Origin of the sequence: Geomonas terrae (assembly GCF_004791675.1) — a bacterium.
GTDB lineage: Bacteria > Desulfobacterota > Desulfuromonadia > Geobacterales > Geobacteraceae > Geomonas > Geomonas edaphica.
The window spans coordinates 324,803-343,196 of sequence record NZ_SRSC01000004.1; the positions used below are offsets into that span (position 1 = coordinate 324,803).

General features: G+C 50.0%; 19 protein-coding genes and 1 tRNA gene. 12 read left to right on the forward strand and 8 right to left on the reverse strand.

Annotated elements, in window-relative coordinates; genetic code table 11:
- Window positions 1-37: 37 nt before the first annotated feature.
- The 4 genes from E4633_RS17005 to E4633_RS17020 are packed head-to-tail and all read right to left on the reverse strand — an operon-like array spanning window position 38 to window position 1,580.
- The gene (locus tag E4633_RS17005) at window positions 38-496 is read right to left on the reverse strand and encodes a CBS domain-containing protein (RefSeq protein WP_129127656.1); all 459 of its coding nucleotides are present in this window, start codon (window positions 494-496) and stop codon (window positions 38-40) included.
- Window positions 493-807, reverse strand: coding sequence for a DUF167 domain-containing protein (locus E4633_RS17010; RefSeq protein WP_135871960.1), 315 nt, complete (start codon window positions 805-807; stop codon window positions 493-495). Before E4633_RS17010 ends, E4633_RS17005 begins: the two co-directional genes overlap by 4 nt.
- On the reverse strand, window positions 808-1,254 hold the full coding sequence (locus E4633_RS17015) for a DivIVA domain-containing protein (protein ID WP_135871962.1): 447 nt from the start codon (window positions 1,252-1,254) through the stop codon (window positions 808-810).
- On the reverse strand, window positions 1,251-1,580 hold the full coding sequence (locus E4633_RS17020) for a YggT family protein (RefSeq protein WP_135871964.1): 330 nt from the start codon (window positions 1,578-1,580) through the stop codon (window positions 1,251-1,253). Before E4633_RS17020 ends, E4633_RS17015 begins: the two co-directional genes overlap by 4 nt.
- A gap of 246 nt (window positions 1,581-1,826) precedes the next feature.
- Here E4633_RS17020 and E4633_RS17025 point away from each other — a divergent pair.
- Both E4633_RS17025 and E4633_RS17030 read left to right on the forward strand, forming a co-directional pair.
- A tRNA-Sec gene (locus tag E4633_RS17025) sits at window positions 1,827-1,924 on the forward strand.
- Between the two features lie 83 nt (window positions 1,925-2,007).
- Window positions 2,008-3,378, forward strand: coding sequence for a site-specific integrase (locus E4633_RS17030; protein ID WP_135871966.1), 1,371 nt, complete (start codon window positions 2,008-2,010; stop codon window positions 3,376-3,378).
- Window positions 3,379-3,393: 15 nt separating this feature from the next.
- Here the strand turns inward: E4633_RS17030 and E4633_RS17035 are convergent, their stop codons facing one another.
- Entirely contained in the window at window positions 3,394-3,579 is a 186-nt protein-coding gene (locus E4633_RS17035; protein WP_135871968.1) for a hypothetical protein, read from the reverse strand.
- 624 nt (window positions 3,580-4,203) lie between these two features.
- Between E4633_RS17035 and E4633_RS17040 the strand changes: the two genes are divergently transcribed.
- The 3 genes from E4633_RS17040 (at window position 4,204) to E4633_RS17050 (ending at window position 7,086) form a co-directional block, all read left to right on the forward strand.
- Window positions 4,204-4,782: a recombinase family protein gene (locus E4633_RS17040; RefSeq protein ID WP_135871970.1), complete on the forward strand. Its 579-nt coding sequence runs from the start codon at window positions 4,204-4,206 to the stop codon at window positions 4,780-4,782.
- 251 nt (window positions 4,783-5,033) lie between these two features.
- Window positions 5,034-5,276 carry a hypothetical protein gene (locus E4633_RS17045; RefSeq protein WP_135871972.1) on the forward strand — a complete coding sequence of 81 codons (243 nt, stop codon included), beginning with the start codon at window positions 5,034-5,036 and terminating at the stop codon, window positions 5,274-5,276.
- Between the two features lies 1 nt (window position 5,277).
- Window positions 5,278-7,086 (forward strand): hypothetical protein, encoded by a 1,809-nt coding sequence (locus tag E4633_RS17050; protein WP_135871974.1) that lies wholly within the window; start codon window positions 5,278-5,280, stop codon window positions 7,084-7,086.
- 83 nt (window positions 7,087-7,169) lie between these two features.
- Here E4633_RS17050 and E4633_RS17055 read toward each other — a convergent pair whose 3' ends face one another.
- Both E4633_RS17055 and E4633_RS17060 read right to left on the reverse strand, forming a co-directional pair.
- A complete protein-coding gene (locus E4633_RS17055; protein ID WP_135871976.1) occupies window positions 7,170-8,825 on the reverse strand; it encodes an ankyrin repeat domain-containing protein in 1,656 nt (551 codons plus the stop codon).
- A gap of 98 nt (window positions 8,826-8,923) precedes the next feature.
- On the reverse strand, window positions 8,924-9,898 hold the full coding sequence (locus E4633_RS17060) for a hypothetical protein (protein WP_135871978.1): 975 nt from the start codon (window positions 9,896-9,898) through the stop codon (window positions 8,924-8,926).
- A gap of 89 nt (window positions 9,899-9,987) precedes the next feature.
- Between E4633_RS17060 and E4633_RS17065 the strand changes: the two genes are divergently transcribed.
- The 7 genes from E4633_RS17065 (at window position 9,988) to E4633_RS17095 (ending at window position 17,040) form a co-directional block, all read left to right on the forward strand.
- Entirely contained in the window at window positions 9,988-10,248 is a 261-nt protein-coding gene (locus E4633_RS17065; protein WP_135871980.1) for a hypothetical protein, read from the forward strand.
- A gap of 281 nt (window positions 10,249-10,529) precedes the next feature.
- Entirely contained in the window at window positions 10,530-11,696 is a 1,167-nt protein-coding gene (locus E4633_RS17070) for a M48 family metallopeptidase (RefSeq protein WP_198419467.1), read from the forward strand.
- A gap of 187 nt (window positions 11,697-11,883) precedes the next feature.
- On the forward strand, window positions 11,884-12,819 hold the full coding sequence (locus tag E4633_RS17075; RefSeq protein ID WP_135871982.1) for a 5'-nucleotidase: 936 nt from the start codon (window positions 11,884-11,886) through the stop codon (window positions 12,817-12,819).
- Between the two features lie 190 nt (window positions 12,820-13,009).
- A complete protein-coding gene (locus tag E4633_RS17080; protein ID WP_135871984.1) occupies window positions 13,010-13,750 on the forward strand; it encodes a hypothetical protein in 741 nt (246 codons plus the stop codon).
- A 490-nt stretch (window positions 13,751-14,240) separates the two neighbouring features.
- Window positions 14,241-14,903: a hypothetical protein gene (locus E4633_RS17085; RefSeq protein WP_135871986.1), complete on the forward strand. Its 663-nt coding sequence runs from the start codon at window positions 14,241-14,243 to the stop codon at window positions 14,901-14,903.
- A gap of 350 nt (window positions 14,904-15,253) precedes the next feature.
- Complete coding sequence (locus E4633_RS17090) at window positions 15,254-16,171, forward strand: hypothetical protein (protein ID WP_135871988.1); 918 nt, start codon at window positions 15,254-15,256, stop codon at window positions 16,169-16,171.
- Between the two features lie 170 nt (window positions 16,172-16,341).
- Window positions 16,342-17,040: a class I SAM-dependent methyltransferase gene (locus E4633_RS17095; protein ID WP_135871990.1), complete on the forward strand. Its 699-nt coding sequence runs from the start codon at window positions 16,342-16,344 to the stop codon at window positions 17,038-17,040.
- 216 nt (window positions 17,041-17,256) lie between these two features.
- On the opposite strand, the gene E4633_RS17100 is transcribed toward E4633_RS17095, so the two are convergent.
- Window positions 17,257-17,898, reverse strand: a complete 642-nt coding sequence (locus E4633_RS17100) for a hypothetical protein (protein ID WP_135871991.1) — start codon at window positions 17,896-17,898, stop codon at window positions 17,257-17,259.
- Window positions 17,899-18,394: the final 496 nt, after the last annotated feature.

The following is an 18,394-nucleotide window of genomic DNA, read 5'->3' on the forward strand; positions in this document are numbered from 1 at the left end:
GCGCAGGAACAAATATAAGTAGCCGGCTCCGTTTTTGTCAAGAGGCAACGATCAGGCTCTGGCTGATGGCGAAGAGCAGGCGCGAGCGGTAGATGATCCCCACCACCTTCTTGCCGTCCACCACGGGTACTCTCTGGAAACGGTGCGTGAGAAAGAGCCTCGCCACGTCGCTGACGCTCGCGTCCTGGGTGACCGAGATGGGCTGGTGCTCCATGATGGCGGAGGTGGGGAGATCCTTGATGCGGTCGCACAGGGAACCGAAGAAGGCGGGGTCGGATTTTCCCTCCGGCGCGTCGTCCATGATGGCGGTGATGATGCTCAAGGGCGTGAGGATCCCCGCCAGTCCCCCCCTTTCGTTGACCACGATCAGGCCGGGTGCGGCGTTCAGGAAGCTCTCGTCGCCGAAGTTGCTCTTCATGATCCGGACCGCCTCACCCACCGTGGTCTTGGTGGTGATGGACGGCACGTCCGTTACCATAATGTCTTTCGCCTTCATTGCTGCTCCTTCTCCGATTTGAATAAGGGCAGGAGGTCATCCTGCTCCACCCCTTGTACTCTGACCACCTTGTGCCGGGACTTGGCGCCCGACTTGATGCTGACCTTGGACTTGGCGATGCCGAGGCTCTTCGCTATGAGCTCAACGCACTGCTTGTTCGCGGCGTCATCCACCGGCGGCGAGGTGAGCCGTACCCTGAGCTCCCCTTCCTTCGGTCCGCAGATCTCGCTGCGCGAGGCGCGCGGCTGCACGTGCACCGTGAAGAGGAGCCCCTCAGGTGTGCGTGTTACCCGTACCGTCTCTTCGTTCATTTATTTGTCCAGGGCGAGCAGCTTATAGTAGGTATCCAGGAGGTTCTTGAAGCCCGACTCGAACTGAAGCTTGTCCCTCTTCAGCTCCTGGATTTGGTTGTTCAACTGCACCAGCTTGTTCTCGGCGTCCGCGATGATGCGCTCTCCCTTGAGCTCAGCCTCCGAGATCATAAGGTGCGCCTCCTTCTGGGCGTTCGCCTTCATCTCCTCGGTGATGCGCTGTGCCGCCAGCATGGTCTCGCGCAGCTGCGACTCGCGGGCCTCCATCTCCGTCATCTGTGTCTGGTTGCGGTTGATGCGCTCCTTCAGGTCGTTGTTCTCCCTGATGAGCTCCTCCATCTCGCCCGCCACCAGTTGCAGGAAGGCATCCACGTCCTCCGGGTCGAGGCCGCCGAGCATCTTTCCCTTGAACTGCTGCTGCTGTATGTCCATGGGGGTTATCTTCACAGGGCACCCCCTTTGAGCTGGTTACTGTAGATGATGAGATAGCTGTAGGCCGTGTCGAAGACCACGATCTGCACGAGGTAGATCAACGCGAAGAGTACGAGCGGAGAGAGGTCGAGCATGCCGGTGTCCGGCATGTAGCGGCGGATGCGGCGCAGCGCAGGCTCGGTGACCCGGTAGATGAAGTTGACGATGGGGTTGTAAGGGTCGGCGTTGACCCAGGAGATGATGACACTGGCGAGCAGGATGTACTTGTACACGGTTAAAAGACCGTTGGCCAACTCGATGATCTTCGCAAGGGCCAAGAGTATGTTGGCGAACAGGATCATTCATCCCCCTCTTTAGATGGTAGTAAGCACGCCAAGCTATACAGAAAACACGATTGTTTGTCAAGCATAGCAGGGGTATACGGATAGGCGCAACTATCAGCAAAACTAAGAACATTTTTGTAAGGCGAACAAATAAAGGAGACGAAAGAGAGGGTGCCCGGAAGAGGCGGCGCTTTTTCATATCCGATTTTATATATTGACTTAAAGTTGGAGATGATTTAAAAAGTGCGACAAGAAAATCAATGAGGAAGCACCACCGTCGCTGGTGGGCGGCCCGGTCTTCAAAACCGGTGTGGGGGGTGAGAAACTTCCCAGGTGGGTTCGATTCCCATGTGCTTCCGCCATTACTTTAACTTGCTGAAGTCACTACAGTTTTAACCTCTAAGCTCTTTTGTATCCTGTTTTGCTACACAGGAGAAAAGGGCTTATGTCGTCTTATCTGCTCAACAGGAACGGCCACTACCACGTCCGTATCCGCATCCCCTCAGACCTTACCGCTGTAATCCCCGCTACTGAGCTAGTGAAGTCCCTCAAGACCACGGATGCTAAGGCCGCAAGGCTAGCCGCCCTCCCCTTCCGTAAAGACATCTTCAGTACGTTCACGCTGTACAGGTCCGGCTTCATAAGCGGAGAGCAGGCCCGAGAATCCATCGACAGGACACTCAACCGAAAAGGCAAGGCTACCCCCTCACCTACTTTTTCCCGTGCCCCTGACGCCCCCTGTGCGCCCTCTCCTACCGACTCTCTGCCGGTGGCGTGCCCGTCACTGAAACCGTCACCGCCCATGCTATTATCCACCGCGGTCAACCAGTACGTGAACGACCGAAAGAACGGATGGGGGGCTAAGACAAGGATGGAGAATGAAGGATCGTATCGTCTCATGCTCGACCTTCTTGGTGACGCAGAGGTTGCCAGTCTGGACCGACTAGCGGTTAGGAGTCTTCGGGACAAGTTGATCGTACTCCCTGCTAACCTGTTCAAGCTCTACCCAACACAGACGGCAAGAGAGGTGTTGGAACTGATTCAAGTTTCCCCTTCACCGGACTTGCCACCGATGAGCATCACCACGGTCAACAAACACATATCCCGCCTTAGCAGCCTCATGAAGCATTGCATGAAGGAAGGCTACTTGACCTCTAACCCTGCTGTCGGTCTAAAGATCAAACAGAAGAGACGCCCCGATGAGGAGCGCAAGGCTTATACCGCTGAAGACTTGAAGAGGATCACCGCGAACTTGCCACCTAAGGAGAACAAGCCGGAACGGTATTGGGTGCCCCTGGTAGGAATGATGTCGGCCTTACGGCTTGATGAAAGCTGCCAGCTTTACACCGAGGACGTGAAAGAGATTGACGGTGTTTGGTGCTTTGATGTTAATGACGAGGGCGATAAGAAGCTGAAGACCCTTTCCAGCAAGCGAATAGTCCCGGTGCATCCCACCCTTATTAGCCTTGGGTTCCTAGACCATGTAGCCAGCATGAAGGTAGCAGGACACCCCCGGTTATGGATGAACTTGCACTGGAGAAAGGAAGACGGTTACGGCAATGCTTTCGGCAAGTGGTTCCAGCGGTTTAACCGCCAGCATGTAACCACCGACCCACTCAAGAGCTTCCATAGCCTCAGACATTCTTTTGCCGATACTCTGAAGCAACAAGGAGAACAGGAAGCCATTATCTCTGAACTCATGGGGCACGCTAACGGGAACATCACCACGGGAAGGTACGGCAAGAGGTACAGAGCAAAGGCTTTATTTGAGGCAATGAATAGGCTGAGTTATCCAGTAACAACTTCGACAAAGTGAAGTCCTATTTAGGCATCACAAGGTACCAGCTTCCCGCTCGGCCTCAAGCTTCGCAAGGGAGGTCATGACATCTGCTATGCCCCGTATGTCATCAGCAGAATACTCAGCATCCAGCATAGTCTTGAACAGCATAGTTCCTATCACTGATGCCGGTTCTTTGGCTTTAACTGCCGCATGTGTCCTATGCCAAACCTGCTCCATTGGTGCCACCTCCAAAGTGTCTAACTTACGCTCGGGTGTCGTACTGATAGCAAAGTAGAGGTTGTAAGTCAAAGCGTTTGACCTGATCGCTCTACTTGGTGGAAGCCATGAATTACCAATGTTGAAATGACCCTGCTACTACGTGAGGGTGTTCTGACTGAGTAACGCGCGCGGGTTCCCCCATGTAAGCCTGCACCGAGAGCGGGAGCGGTCACGCGCATGACAGAGTGATGCAGCGAACGAGGTTGCCCTGTAGCGGGTCTTTAGGTCCGGGTCGATACCAGTGGTCCGGCTCATGCTGAGCTTGGAAAGACACGACTTGACGGAGCCTGTGAGTACCCTACCGGAGCCATCCCGATCCCCGCCACGCACGCGCGTTTACTTTTAAACAGTAAAGGTTGCTCTTACAGAACAAGCCCGACGATCGGTCGCACTTACAGAACGACAGACACCGGTATCAACAGAGCCACAGGTCCAACGGCCCCCTTGCCTATCTTTAGGCCATGCCCTTGCGATAGTTAGCAGGGGGTGGCACCTAGGCTATCACAGGAGTTGACAATCGACTTTTGATAGGTTATTGTCACAGTGTCTTTGATCCTAGTGATAGTAAACGAGGGGGGAGTTATGGCAATCATCGGATACGCACGAGTGAGCACACTTGACCAAGACCTAACGGCGCAGTTAGCACAACTGAACGCCGCAGGGTGTGAACGGATTTACAAAGAGAAGGCTTCAGGAGTTAAGCAAGATCGCCCTGAGTTGGCAGCTATGCTTGATTACGTCCGCGAGGGTGATACCGTCACTGTCTGCAAGTTAGATCGTGTGGCTCGGAGCACTAAGCACCTGTTGGACATTGTTGATACCCTCGAAGCAAAGAGGGTTACGTTCAAGGTGCTAAACATCAACCTTGATACCAGTTCACCGACAGGAAAGCTCATGCTGTCAATGCTCGGCGCAATCGGCCAGTTTGAACGGGAGATGATGCTTGAGCGTCAGCGTGAAGGTATCCAGCTTGCGAAGGATGCCGGAGCCTACAAGGGCCGGAAGCCTACAGCACGGGAAAAGGCCGCAGATGTCATGCAACTCCTAGGTGAAGGGCTGACCAAGGAGGCTACAGCAGAACGCCTAGGCATCGGGATTGCGTCAGTGTACCGTATTGCCAAGGATGCAAGAGCCACCGCGACGCTACCCACCAGCATTTAGTTCCACTTATAGAAAAACACCTCCCGCACTCCCTCCCGGCGAATCTAAAACCTCATAACGGACATCAAGGGCACCCCGCAAAGGTGCCTTTTGTTGTTTCAGCAGAACTCACCTCAGGCCGACTCATTCCGCCACATGGAGGAAGGATACCTCGCCTTCACCCGCGTATCTGTTTTTCGTGACATAGCCGACAACCACACACCTCGTCCGAGCCAATACACCAACGGACTACACCACAAGGAGCAATACAAATGAATCAGCAGCAGACTCAGAAGCGTTCCGGCAGCCAGTATCACCTTAACCTCGACCCTCTCACCTATGCAGCTCTTTGCGGGTGCAAGCAGGCGTACCACAAACACGGACAAGATTTCAGCAACTCCGTTATCGTGCGTCGTGCTCTTAGGGCACATCTTGAGCAACTTGAAGTGATGTCACCGCAAGCCATAGGGCAAGACATCATTAAAGCGAAACGAGCAGCAAAGGGGGTGCTGTAGGATGTACTCAAACCTGACGCAGCGCGCATTTCAGCTACTGAAGGACAGGTTCAAGGAGATAGGCCATACACCCTCACTTGAACAACTTGCGGCACTCCATGACATACCACACACACTGACCCTTATGGCGGAAGGGAAACTTGAACAGAAGATGTACTTATCCTCGTTGCACCCTGGAATCGGCAAGTCCACCGCAGTAACCACATCCGTACAGTCTTATATTCAATGCCGGGAGATGTACCGAGAGCAGGGGGTAATCATGTGCTTTGATAGACATGAGGAGATCGTGCGGATGGTTAAGGACATGAACCTCCCTAGGCACCTGTTCGCTGTAAAGGTTGCAAACCACAGCAGTAACCGAGAGCTGAACGAAATGGGGCTAGGTAGCACCCGAATCAATGAGGCTCTTGTACTGCTAACAACGAAGCAACAGATTACGAGGTTAGGACAGCTAGGGCAAAAGTTCAGCGACATGTCCAGGCTGTACTTCCGGGACAAGCCTAGGACAATCCGGATTATCGACGAAAGTATGACGATGGGGGTAGGGCTAAAGCTGGCTGTTCGTAAACTCGCCAAGGTTCCTGATGAACTGTCCGACACCTCTCCGGGGGTAGCTCGCGTTATTGAGGAAATCACCCAAGAGCTTTTGAGCTGTGCAAACGGTGATGTCTATTACATGCGGGACCTTGAGGAAGGCGCTAAAAGGGTCTTAACCGCCTGTAAGTGGGGTTCCGTAGAAGCAAGAGATGTAGCCAATGTGTTTTTACAGATACTTGGACGAGAACTAACGGTGAAGGCAACTGAGCGCGGACACGTTGCCATTGACTGTGATGATACTTTGCCGGAGGACTTTCTTCCTTGTCTCGTAACAGATGCTTCCGGTGAGGTGCGAGGAACTTACGATCTTCAACAAAAGTACAGGAAGAACCTAGTTCGGCTGAAGTCAGCGGCTAAGGACTACAGCAACCTAACTGTACACGTCTGGCGTCAACGCAGCGGGAAGTCAGCTTATCAAGCAAATGGTAATAAGGTGTATGTAACGGAGATAGTGAAAGTAATCAACTCGCGGCCCAACGAGCAGTTCCTTGTGCTGCGCTTCCTTAGTAACCCCGAGCTTGAAGCCGACATCATTGAGAAGGTGACGCGACCTGAGCGGGTGAAGTTCACACATTACGGTCTACATACCGCTACCAACGAGTATAAGGACATTCCTAACATGATCATCACCGGGATAATGAGTTACCGGTCAGAAGACTATGAAGCTCTTGCAAGGGCCGCAGCAGGGCTAAAGACTAGCGATGGTGCCTTGCCACCGGAAACATCGAACCACCTCCGACATGGAGAGCATGCACATCATCTTCTTCAAGCTGGGTGTCGGACAACTCCCCGAAAGTCGAAAGGCGCTGGCTGTCCAGAAGCTAGGTTGTGGCTGATAGCTCCTAAAGGAGTTCTGTCTGACAAAGAGATAGCTCGTATCTTCCCGCAGTGTACAGTAAAGCGGTGGGTGACAACTCCTAATGCTCTCAAGGGGCCGAGACAGGTTGCCTTTGAGTACATAACGGAGATGATCCGTAGCGGTATGCAGCAGGTACGCGGTGCAGATGTAGGGAGACATCTCGGAATGACGAAATCCAACTTCAAAAGGGACATCATTGAAAATGTTGACTTCACCGACACACTACAGGATCGCAGCATTTCTATCGAGAAACGCAGCAATGGGCAGTATTTTTTCTGTGATACCAGCTATTTACGAGAGCTTGTGGAGAGCTTTACCAAAGGTAATCAGATTCCTATAAGTATTTCTCTTTAAGGAGATTGAGTACCCTGTCCGACCCGTGAAAACCAAGCCCCGCCCCTTGGTGAGTAGCGGGAGCAGGGACAGGAAACAAGGCTTTAAGGTTTATTTCTCTGCTTAGCAGCTTGACGTATCATCTTTGCAATCTTTCCTTGTTTAAACTTGTGCGCGAAGTCCAAGGCAGTCTTACCATTGCACTCTTTGATGTCAGTACTAGCTCCTTCCTTCAACAATAACTCTGCAATGTCTTGAAATCCAAACCTAGTTGCTTTCATCAGTGCAGTCATCCCGCCTTTATCTTGAATGTCAGGGTTGGCTCCGTATTCAAGAAGGAGACGACAAACCTCTATGTTATTATAACGTGCGCCATAAAGTAGAGGTGTGTTGCCTGCCAAGTTGCATAAGTCTGGGTTTGCCCCAGCAACCAGCAAAGATTCCACTATCTTCGGATACCCCTGTGCCGCAGCTGATAATAGGGCTGTCCAACCGATAGCTGCTTGCTCATTAACATCAACGTTCTGACTTAGTAGTTCCTTTACCAAGTCCTCTTCACCTGACATAGCTGCCCTTGCAAGCAATGATGGCTGTTCTTTACACATAGTCTGTATCACGGCTTGGTTAATAGCATAAGACATGACCTTCTGGAACGGCACCTCAGCATCCATAGGGTGAATCAACTGGTACTTTTCAGCGTGGGCTTCAACAAGAGCCGTCGGAACTTCTATTTGTGTTGGTTCCTCTCCTTGCTCGTCAGGAATAACAAGTACCCGAAGGTTGCCCTTCTTGCCTTGATGCTTATGTATTCTGACCCCGTGATTCTCCAGTGCTAGATTTTCATCGTTGCCGTCCTTAGAATACAACTCAAGCTGAAACTCCTCTAGTGTTTGTGCATGGAAGCGCATGGAAGCAGAAGGGAATTCGACGGAGAACTCCTTCTGCATAGCCGACTGTATTGCCTCAGGGGGCGCCGTTGTTGGGATGCCATGTTTCTCTGCAAGCTCGCTAGCATGATTGTTTAGAAAGTAAGAGTAGTCGTGCGAGTCAAAAGCCCTTTTGAGCGAAGCTATACGCTTTGCGTAGGGAAGACGTTCTCCATCTTCATCTTGCTTCAAACATAATGAGGCGAAGTCAACAATGATAATGGAAGAGAAGGGGACAACAACTAAAAACAAACCTACTCCGTTAACACCATCTGGGGAGGTATAGCAAAGCACGTAGTACGCAATGAGCAGAAGTGAAGCTAGTGGAATCAACCCCATGTATTGAGCGCGAGTCGCTACAGGTACACGGGGAAGTTTAATAGCTTTAGCTTCAGTGGGTGTGCGAATCATGAGTGAAGCTAGCACTAATGTGGAGACTATTCCGCCTAAAAGAGAGCCAATTATCGCGAAGCCAAGAAACCAGGCGGGTGATGTTCCTGCGAAGACAGTCTTAGCAAAGATAACATCGTACGAAAACCACAACGATATACATGAAAAGAGTGTGGTCGCCACGACCCGCATTTGAGTCACGTAGGGGCGACGTGCTTCTTGGGAAGATAGCTTCCATTCCAGGAGAAGATAGAATGTTGCAGCGAAGAGAAGTATTGCAACAACTCTGAAGAAATCCTGATGCTTCTCCAACGTTACGTTAAGCAATGGCAAAGGCTGGGATGCTGCAAGGCCGAAGAAGCGGGAGATTAAAAGGATTGCCCCTAGCAACCAGACTGCTGTCTCTGCAATGAAGTATCTTGCCGTAAGGTCCTGATTGCTCATATAACTCCATACTCACGTAATGTAAGGAATGAAGACTATCCCAATGCTCCTGCTTATGGACTGTGCCTGATAGCTTCTAAATAAAGAACTGCTTACAGCTAAAGCTTAATAATCCTCGGGACCAAGTTACTGCTACGATAACTAGGATGCCTAATTGACAATTGGACAAACTCCTTCTCCTCCATACTCAAGGTCTCCCACAGAGCAGGACTTATACATGGGTCCTCACAGTTGTAGAAGGCGAGTGTATTCACCAAACTTTCAAGTTGATTCATGTTCTCAACATCCCCGAAGTGATGACTGACCTCTATAGAATGTTCAGCGAAGCTTGTTACAATAACAAATGTTTTGTCAGTGTAAGGCACTATGTTGAAAGCATACAGTGGTGGCATTGAGCGCAAATCTTGGGTATTCATTATGTCGGACAGTGTTTCACCTCTTACACCGCTAACTCCACAGCATGACACACCAATGTTGCGTCCGATTTGGTGGACCACCGACCTCACACCGCCGTCATGATCCTGTTGTAAAGCAGAAAGAATCTGGCTAAACAGAACCGGCCATTTTTTAGAGGTCCATGCCTCGAAGCCAAGTTCCATTTCAGACGGGACCAGTCGTTGACCATTTTGAGAAATAAGCTCCCGTCTTTTCCTAAGAAGTAGATGAACTTTTCTCTTCATGCAATACTCATAAGAAAGTGCACGGAAGAATAGTAAAGTTAGATGTTGCTTGTTATCTGGGTTTACTTCATCGGATTCGATTGGCTTGAATAGTTCATTATCGTGCTTTCGGCAGAATCCATAGAAGGTGGAAGCATTTGTTATACCGACTCGTTTAACTTGTAGTTGATCGTTTGCTGCCTTCATCTTAAAAACTTGTGTGACACTAGGCGCGAGGGTATATACGTGTCCGTCAACTGCGATTGACCGTAATTGCCTTTCCTTTTGTTGGGAGTGGGAACTGATAGCTTTTTCTGCGCAGCCCGGATAAAGACAGTTAAAGCGAAGGTTGTTGACGTATTTTTCTGCCCGTACAATGGCATTTATTTGCAACTTTGAGAATCTAGAAGACATTAGCATTACCCATGTTAGGAAGCTTTGCAGATAAAGTTAAGCAACGTCATCCATAACATAAAATGCATTATCCAAACAAGAGTTTAGTAATGTTTAAGGTAGAGCCCTTCAGGACTGCAATCACAGCCTTGCCCTATGGCCCAGCAATCAGCTCAAAGGCTGAAGTAGCTGAGTGGTACATTAAAACAATAGACTTCCCCCGCCTCCCCTGCTATTTTGCTACACAGTTTGCTACACAAAAAAACAGCAAAAGGGAACACAAGAGAACGATCCAAGGCTTAAGCCTGTTAGACGATCTGGTGGTTATGCTGGTTGTAACCGGTGATAATGGTGAGATTATTTCCCTGTAGGTGGGTCTGAGCGAAGCGAACTTCTTCGATTCCCATGTGCTTCCGCCATTACCCTACCTCCATGAAGAAGGCCTTTGGTACTACCAAGGGCTTTTTCTTTGTCTACTCCAGTACAAGAAAGGGTTATTGGAATGAATTCTCGTCCAGTCGCCGTAACGTGCCCCTCGTGCGGATTGAGTAAATCCGTCCCCTTCGACAAATGCCCGCCCGATGCGACGGTCACCAGTTGTCCCAGATGCAAAACCAGCTTCATTTTCTCAAGGGATGCGGCGACTCTGCCGTTGACAGAGCCGATCACGGACGAGGTGGCGCCACCCGCCGTCGCAGCATCGACGACGAAAGTGCAGACGACTCGAGACTGTCCCAAGTGCGGCTACCAGAGGCAGGAGTCCGATGCCATCTTCGATGCGGCGTCATGTCCCAAGTGTCACGTGGTCTATGACAAATGGACGTCCGGCCCAAGCGGATCCTCGAAGAAAGCGTCCGGCAGCATCCCCAACGTCAACCTGGGCCCCATCATCTACCACCGGGAGGAGCGCCTCTTTACGATCCATGCCGTGGTGGCAACGATTTACTGGCTGGGGCTGCTCTTCGCGACCAAAGGCGTTTTCGCGTTCATGCTGCCCGCTTTGGGCATCGCCCTCCTGATCGGTCAATCCGCACTCATCGCCCACCTCAAGGGCAACGGCATCAAGCTCTCCCCCACCCAGTTCCCCGACCTTTACAACCGGCATCTCACCTGCTGCAAGACGCTCGGCCTGAGTGACCCTCCCGACGCCTACCTGATCAACGGCAGTGGCTTTCTGAACGCCTTCGCCACGAGGTTTTTGGGCAGGAACTTCGTCGTGCTCTACACGAACGTCATCAACGCCATGTCCGACCGTCCCGAAGCGATCAACTTCTACATCGGGCACGAACTCGGACACATCAAACAGAGTCACCTGCAGTGGGCACCCTTCCTCTGGCCCGCAAGCCTATTCCCGCTGATAGGAGCCGCCTACTCCCGTGCCCGCGAGTACACCTGCGACCAGTACGGCAGAGCCTGTTGCGACAGCACCGAGAGCGCCCTCAAAGGACTGATCGCGTTGTCCGCCGGCGAAAAGCTCTGGTCCGAAGTCAACGTGGAAGCCTACCTGAATCAGATCGAGCAAAGCAGCGGTTTCTGGATGTCGTTGCACGAGCTCATCTCCGACTACCCCTGGCTCGTCAAGCGAGCCGCCCGAGTCGACAACCCGTTCGCAGCCCCCCCGCAGCGCAGCCTTTTCGCCTGGTTCTTCGCCCTCTTCATGCCGCGCATGGGAGTAGGCGGATCAGCCGGCGGCGTCCTCGTCACCGTAGCCATCATCGGCATCCTCGCCGCGATAGCCGTCCCCCAGTTCGCCCAGTATCAAGCCAAGGCAAAAGCACACAACGCGGAGATGGGAGTGAGCAAGATGAACGCCAGGTAAGAACATAGGGGAGGTTGAGATTTGCAAAGACGCAGCTACAGCCAAACTCTGAAGAATGCCCTCCTCATTGCCCGGCCCCAAACAGTTAGCTTTGCGATTGGGGCTCAAGCCAATATCTGTCTTGGGTTGCCAGAAAAAGGATTCCCCCCCTCCCTTTGCCTCAATTTTAGAAAAATAAGGAGTAATTATGCCTTACGATCTGGAACACAGATTAGTAATTGGGTTGGCATCTAGCGCGCTTTTTGACCTCAGCGAGTCCGACACCATTTATCGCACAGAGGGGCCTGAAAGCTATAGGAAATTTCAAAGAGAAAATCAGGGGGTTCCGTTAAAGCAGGGGGTGGCTTTCCCCTTTATCAAGCGTCTGCTTTCTTTGAATGAGCTAGACCTCGTCAATCCCCCCATAGAGGTTGTGCTGATGTCTAGAAACAGTCCAGACACAGGTCTAAGAGTCATGAACTCCATAGCGCATTATGAACTGGGTATGACAAGGGCTGTTTTTCTCCAAGGGAGGAGCCCGCATAAATATATTCCTGCTTTAAATATAAGCCTTTTCCTTTCAGCTAATGAACTCGATGTTAGACAAGCAATACTTGCTGGCTATCCAGCTGGCCAAGTCCTCGATTCAAGAATAGTCGATAACGTTGAAGATAAAGAACTTCGGATAGCTTTCGACTTCGATGGTGTTTTGGCTGATGACGAAGCAGAGGCCGTGTACCAAAAAACACATGACCTTAACGAATTTCACCAACATGAAACAGACAAGGCCCATATTGCGCATAATCCTGGGCCTTTGAAAGTATTTCTAGAAAAAATTTCAGTGATACAACAAATGGAAGAGGAGAGAGCTTCAACAGACGTATCATATGTCCCTAAACTCCGTATCTCTATTGTAACCGCACGAAGCGCCCCATCTCATGAACGGGTTATCAACACAATGAGAACTTGGAATATAAACGTCGATGAGGCTTTTTTCCTTGGAGGCATCGAGAAAAAGAAGGTATTAGAAGTGTTAGACCCACATATCTTTTTTGATGATCAAAAATTACATTTGGAACCAGCGGCTAGTGTACTACCATCTGTTCATATCCCATTCGGAATTACTAACGTCTCCATTGAGTAATTGAGTTTCTATAAACGATCGGCAGGAGAAGATAAAATCCATTCACTACTGAGTCTGATGTCTCAGCTAGTCTTAAGAGGTTACATTAGGAGTTGTACGACCTAAAGAGCGACACATAATCAGGCGGTGTCACACAAGCGCTAATGGGCAGGTGGTCCCCACACCGTTGGCCGCGTTTACGGAGATCAAAATGTATGATCGGGTGAAAGAAGCTTTAGCATCCTTTTACTTTACTGAAATTGCTGCTCTTCGCAAAGACAATCCTTTTTCAGAAGCCCAGATGCACGAGCTATCCTCCCCATTTCTAGTAAGTGTGCCTGACACCTACTTAGCCGCAGATTTAAAAATCATGTATGTTGGCAAAGAGACAAACGGGTGGGGTGGACGTAACACCTTTAATGATTTTATAGCAGATCTGCATGGCGTTGAAAAAATGCTGCAACGGTACGATCATGAAATTACACAGGAACCAAGGTGGAATAATAGATTTTTTGTAGAGTATAAAAAAATTCGTAAAGAGTTATGCGGCAATGTAAGAGGTTCTCTTCTTTGTAACAATCTGATGAAAATGGACTTCAAACAAGATGGCAAAGCATATTCAAGAAATTCTAAAGATCATTCTCAACACTTACTAAATTTTTCAAAAAAACTTTTTGTCAACGAACTAGAATTATTGAAGCCAGATTTTATCATTTTCGCCACAAGCCACACCTACGACAGTGTATTAAAAAAGTTTATACCTAATTGCGATACGATAAAGGTAATTGAAAAGAAGGCGCTATGGAAATTTAGGAGTAGTGGAGCCGTCTGTTACCGGACATGGCATCCTCAAACCATCAAATACAATTCAGAAAAGACTATCTCAGAATATTACCAATTTATTATCAATGACATAAAACACGAGACCTCGAAGCGGCAACACACTTTTTGATGTGATAAAAAAGACAAGCTAAGGGGACGGTGGTAAGTTGGGCTGAAGGGGTTGAGCAGGAGGGTCAGGTCTTGAACCTTGACATTGCTGGCATATTCAAAGACAAGACCTGCCCCCTCAGGCTCTCGGGATGACAGCGGAAGGGATACATCAGCGACAGCAGCAAGTTCGGTTGGGAAGAACAGTTGCGAGGTGTGCCAACAACGTAGGTTAAGCGTCTACGGGGCTGAAGGGGACGTGCTTGAGTTCCTTGAGTTACTGATGACAGTCCCGAGTCGGGCGGGGTCAGACTAGGCTTTTGGACATTTGAGCGGACTGGAACGTCCTAATGCCGATCCTGGCCCCAGTGCTCCCTACTCCCGACTAGTCGGTTGGACACCGCCCTTGGGCTGAGCAGCACCCCGTCGCGGGTCAACCCGACACCCCGTTGACCGGCAAAAATAATGCTTAGTTAAGGATATTGACTCCAAATTGGGGAGAATAATTAATCATGCGTTCCCAAAAGCCTATATATAACCCACCATATGACAGCCCACTTGAAGATGATTTAGCATACCACATCACAAAATATCTAGACCCTACTATTAGTCTTGTTCCTCAATATGAAGTAAAGACCATATGCGGCACTTTTCGTATTGATTTTATGGCTGAAGCATCAGGCGTGAAAATTGGTTTTGAATGCGACGGCAAGGATTTTCATGACGAATCCAGAGATGAATGGCGAGACGCAATGATCCTAGGAAGCAAAGGAGTCGATGCCATTTACCGCATGCGGGGAGCAGACCTCTATTACCACATCAATGACATTCTATATTTTATATCCAAGTGGGATCCTGAACTTTTTAGCCAACGAGGGTTACTAAATCTCGAAGTGTTGGCCTCAGACGCAGTAAGGACAAGTAGCGAAGAGTACACGAAATGCGTCGCTTTCATCAGATATCAGGACGACGACTATCAAGTTCCAATAGACATTACAGTCAGGAAACTGTTCATCGACATAAATGGAGGCCGCCGGTTCCTTGAGACAGCTTACGACTTTGCGTGTAGTATCGGAGGTGGGAATCTTGATTATGTGATCGGCAAGTACCAAGCAAGGAACAAAGATGGAAAACCAGATTGGGACAGTGGGGACAGTGGTAAGTTGTGTAAGTAGTTGGCGATGACGAGTTGCCAACCAAGCGGGTGGACCAGGTCTCCGCGACTCATAACTAAAGGGGACGTGCTTGTCTCGGGGGGAGATTGCTGAGATATTGAGATTTACAGGAGCAACAGAGACAGAAAGTCAAAATCTCAGCAACGTCCCCCTACTCCCCAACGCGGAGATGGGGGTACGCGGATGAACACCAAATAAGAATGAGGGCAAGCCCTCTTCCCCACACTGCTTGTATAGGGAACAAGTTACTTATAAGCGACCGGCGTCCTGGATAGGGGCTTATTAACCCGCCAGTCACAATATTGAATACGAAACCGAAACAAGAGAAAAAACTAAAACGGGGAGATGAAGTGTCCAAGATCTGCATTTTACTGGTTTTGTTTTTTGTTTTTATGTCCGGCTGCTCTAACACGAGAGTAATTGGACAAAAGACCGCAAATATTGCCGGACCTATTCGAGAAATAGTAGTTGTCCTTGAGAGCAAGAACTTCAGGGCAATAGACAAGAGTGAACAGCCTTACATCAACACTTTAAACAGCACCACGAGAAAGGTATTTGCGGTTGTCCATAAAAGGATTCCTGAGGTATTCACACAAAACGGTATTAAAGCAAAGGCCTACCTCAATGTGGACGAATCGTCAGGCGTACCGAAAACCTTGTCCCCCATGCAGTTGAAAGAGTTCCCCTACCTCCTCACCATTACCCCCAGCAACGCCAATATCAGGAAACGGGACGGCAACACCAACATCGATATGGCGGCACATATTTATGATCATTTGCAGGGAAAAGTCGTATGGCGCGGTTCGATTACCTATAGCGAATCAAGCTACGCGATCATCAATGACAAGACGGCTGACGTTTTCATAGACAGGATTTTAAGCCGGCTTCGAGATGTGGGGTTCGTTCCCTTGAAGCCGGATGGCACTTTGCGAGTGTCCGCCACTGACTCGGTTAAAGCCCCTAATTTGACTACATCGTACGAAGCGAGCGCAAACAACGAGATGCCCTGCTCCAAGGCGGTTCTTTGGGTGAAGGAAAATAACAAGTGGGGATCAAATGCACCGATAGTACAGAGCGTTCAGAAACAGTTGGACTCGGGAATCGGAAAAAGCAAAGTGGTGTGGGAAATAGGTAGAGGCGTGACAAAAGATGGTAAAGATTACCGCATCGAATGCATCAATGATAATCTGAACATCAAAGAGCTAACGGCTGAGGAAGCCGATAAGCGTAAAATTAAAGATACCAGCGTGAAGTTCTGGTCGAAATAGAGGAAATCAAGTAACTAAAGGCGACGTAACTAAAGGGGACTTATACGTGCCCCCTTGTTCCGTGGGGTGGACGTAACTTACGGAACTTAAGCACGTCCCTTCCGGCCCTGTATAGGAAACTTCCCTAACCGGTCAATTACTAGTTCAATAAACAAGGTGACAAGAAAAAAATGAACAACGATGAGCTTAAAGCAGTATTTGATCAACAGGCCTCAAGCTACAATAAGCAATGGACAAGAATGGCACCAATTTACAATGGACTATATTTTCTTCTGGAGTCTGTATTTGCCGGATTGCCGGCCAAGGCTAGAGTTCTTTGCGTCGGTGTTGGTACGGGGAAGGAGTTACTTCACTTGGCCAATAAATTTCATGGATGGCAATTTACAGCGGTAGAGCCTTCCAGTGCAATGCTAGACGTTTGTCGTCGTGAAGCAGAAAAAGCGGGGATAGCCTCTCGATGCCATTTCCATGAAGGATATCTTGATTCGCTTCCAGCCGGAAAGAAGCATGATGCAGCAACATGCTTTCTTGTATCTCAGTTCATCTTAGAGGAGAAAGCTCGCTCAGAATTCTTCCTACAAATCGCTGAACGGCTCAAGCCGGAAGGAGTTTTGGTGAATGCCGACTTGTCAGCTGAAATAGCGGCAGAAAGTTATGACGCACTCCTTCGAGTCTGGCACAGTGCCATGGCACCATCAGATGCGTCAGATGAAGGGCTAAGTCGAATGAGAGCTACATATGCAAAAGACGTAGCAGTTTTGTCGCCAGCATCTGTTGTTTCCATTATTTCATCAGGAGGCTTCGGCCCTCCGGTACAATTCTTTCAAGCTGGTTTGATTCACGCTTGGTTTGCCAAGCGAACCTCTTAATCGGTGCTTATTCACCCCACCGGGCCTGGGGGTCACGGGCCTGGGGGGCAGGTCTTGTTTCTTGATTTTCTTATATTGACGAGGGCCGAGATTCAAGAATAAAGACCTGACCCCAGGCTCCCTGGCGATGCAGGGTGGAACTCCGCCCAACTGAGACGAAGACGCCCCCGTCCGAAAGACGGACGGGGGCACAGAAATGGTTCTCAGAATGCTATCTTAGAGAGACCTGATGCTGACAGGAAGGCACCAAGGGCCGCGACCAGCGGAGGAGAAGATGCTGGCACGGAGCCAATACAGCTTGCCGGGCTCCCTTCCGGAAACAAGGATCTTCGAGGCAAGGGGAAAGTCATCAACATCGAGCCAAGTGGGATTGGTGGACGGATCCTGATCCGTGATCTGAACCCGGTAGCTCTTGGCGCCCGGATACCTGGTGATCTTGGCTGAGAAGGTGCCGGACTCCTTCCCATGGGTAACTGAGAATTCCGGGGCGGGCGGAGGACCCGAAAAGCTTTTTTTAACTTGTATCGGCCGAACGTTGAACCCCGCCCTCTTCAGTGCGTCCCTGTCGCCTTCGACGGCAACTTCAACATATTGACCGATCCTCGCCAACCGCTTCTTCAAGAGTTCATGAAACTCGTCTCTCTCCTTCACCATCGACACGTCATGGTTTTGAGCTCGGGCTATGGCCGCATCTAAAAAGTCCGCGTCCTCGCCCAAACCTTCCGGGGACCTCAGCCACGTGGGCCAAGGCTTTAAGTTGGGGTGATCATGGTTTAGCAGCATGACCTTGATGGTCCTGCCCATTTCTACCGTCTCCCGGGCGGTAGAGCCAAAGTCAGGTGCTAGCACGGTTAGCATGTTTCCTCCTAGGCTGCTGTGATCACGTCTCGAGGAGATTATAATTTAACCTTTTTTAATTGCAAGTCTCAAATTTATTGTCGCCATCCAGGGATGGCTGGCCCACCCTCGTGACATCCTGACGCTAAAAACACCGGAGTGGCAAAAGGGTGGGCAATTCGCGCTATGGAGTCTGGTCCGCTGAACATATCGGCGGGTCCTTCATCTGACCGAAGACATGCTTGTTTTAAGCGCCGCAGACTTGTCATCAAACTTCTCGGCTTGCTTCGCAAACTCCTACCCAAAATGCGCGCTGCAGGAGACCGATATCATTGGGATTCATCGCGACTGGCAGTTGAGTGGTCAAGGTTGAGGAAAAGTTTGCCAAACTTTCAGCGAACCTTTTCAAATGTTCAATCGCATTGATGAAGGTGAACGCCTCACTTTTCAAACCATCGCACCTTCGCGCCAACATCCGCCGGCAACGTATCAAGGGCGAAGAAAAAGTGGATGAAGG

Excerpts from the sequence above, each read along its gene's own strand:
- E4633_RS17040 (WP_135871970.1), top strand. The coding sequence starts at position 4,204 with ATGGCAATCATCGGATACGCACGAGTGAGCACACTTGACCAAGACCTA.
- E4633_RS17050 (WP_135871974.1), top strand. The coding sequence starts at position 5,278 with ATGTACTCAAACCTGACGCAGCGCGCATTTCAGCTACTGAAGGACAGG.
- E4633_RS17100 (WP_135871991.1), bottom strand. The coding sequence starts at position 17,898 with ATGCTAACCGTGCTAGCACCTGACTTTGGCTCTACCGCCCGGGAGACG.
- E4633_RS17065 (WP_135871980.1), top strand. The coding sequence starts at position 9,988 with ATGTTTAAGGTAGAGCCCTTCAGGACTGCAATCACAGCCTTGCCCTAT.
- E4633_RS17005 (WP_129127656.1), bottom strand. The coding sequence starts at position 496 with ATGAAGGCGAAAGACATTATGGTAACGGACGTGCCGTCCATCACCACC.
- E4633_RS17010 (WP_135871960.1), bottom strand. The coding sequence starts at position 807 with ATGAACGAAGAGACGGTACGGGTAACACGCACACCTGAGGGGCTCCTC.
- E4633_RS17075 (WP_135871982.1), top strand. The coding sequence starts at position 11,884 with ATGCCTTACGATCTGGAACACAGATTAGTAATTGGGTTGGCATCTAGC.
- E4633_RS17060 (WP_135871978.1), bottom strand. The coding sequence starts at position 9,898 with ATGTCTTCTAGATTCTCAAAGTTGCAAATAAATGCCATTGTACGGGCA.
- E4633_RS17035 (WP_135871968.1), bottom strand. The coding sequence starts at position 3,579 with ATGGAGCAGGTTTGGCATAGGACACATGCGGCAGTTAAAGCCAAAGAA.
- E4633_RS17045 (WP_135871972.1), top strand. The coding sequence starts at position 5,034 with ATGAATCAGCAGCAGACTCAGAAGCGTTCCGGCAGCCAGTATCACCTT.
- E4633_RS17055 (WP_135871976.1), bottom strand. The coding sequence starts at position 8,825 with ATGAGCAATCAGGACCTTACGGCAAGATACTTCATTGCAGAGACAGCA.
- E4633_RS17095 (WP_135871990.1), top strand. The coding sequence starts at position 16,342 with ATGAACAACGATGAGCTTAAAGCAGTATTTGATCAACAGGCCTCAAGC.
- E4633_RS17030 (WP_135871966.1), top strand. The coding sequence starts at position 2,008 with ATGTCGTCTTATCTGCTCAACAGGAACGGCCACTACCACGTCCGTATC.
- E4633_RS17080 (WP_135871984.1), top strand. The coding sequence starts at position 13,010 with ATGTATGATCGGGTGAAAGAAGCTTTAGCATCCTTTTACTTTACTGAA.
- E4633_RS17085 (WP_135871986.1), top strand. The coding sequence starts at position 14,241 with ATGCGTTCCCAAAAGCCTATATATAACCCACCATATGACAGCCCACTT.
- E4633_RS17020 (WP_135871964.1), bottom strand. The coding sequence starts at position 1,580 with ATGATCCTGTTCGCCAACATACTCTTGGCCCTTGCGAAGATCATCGAG.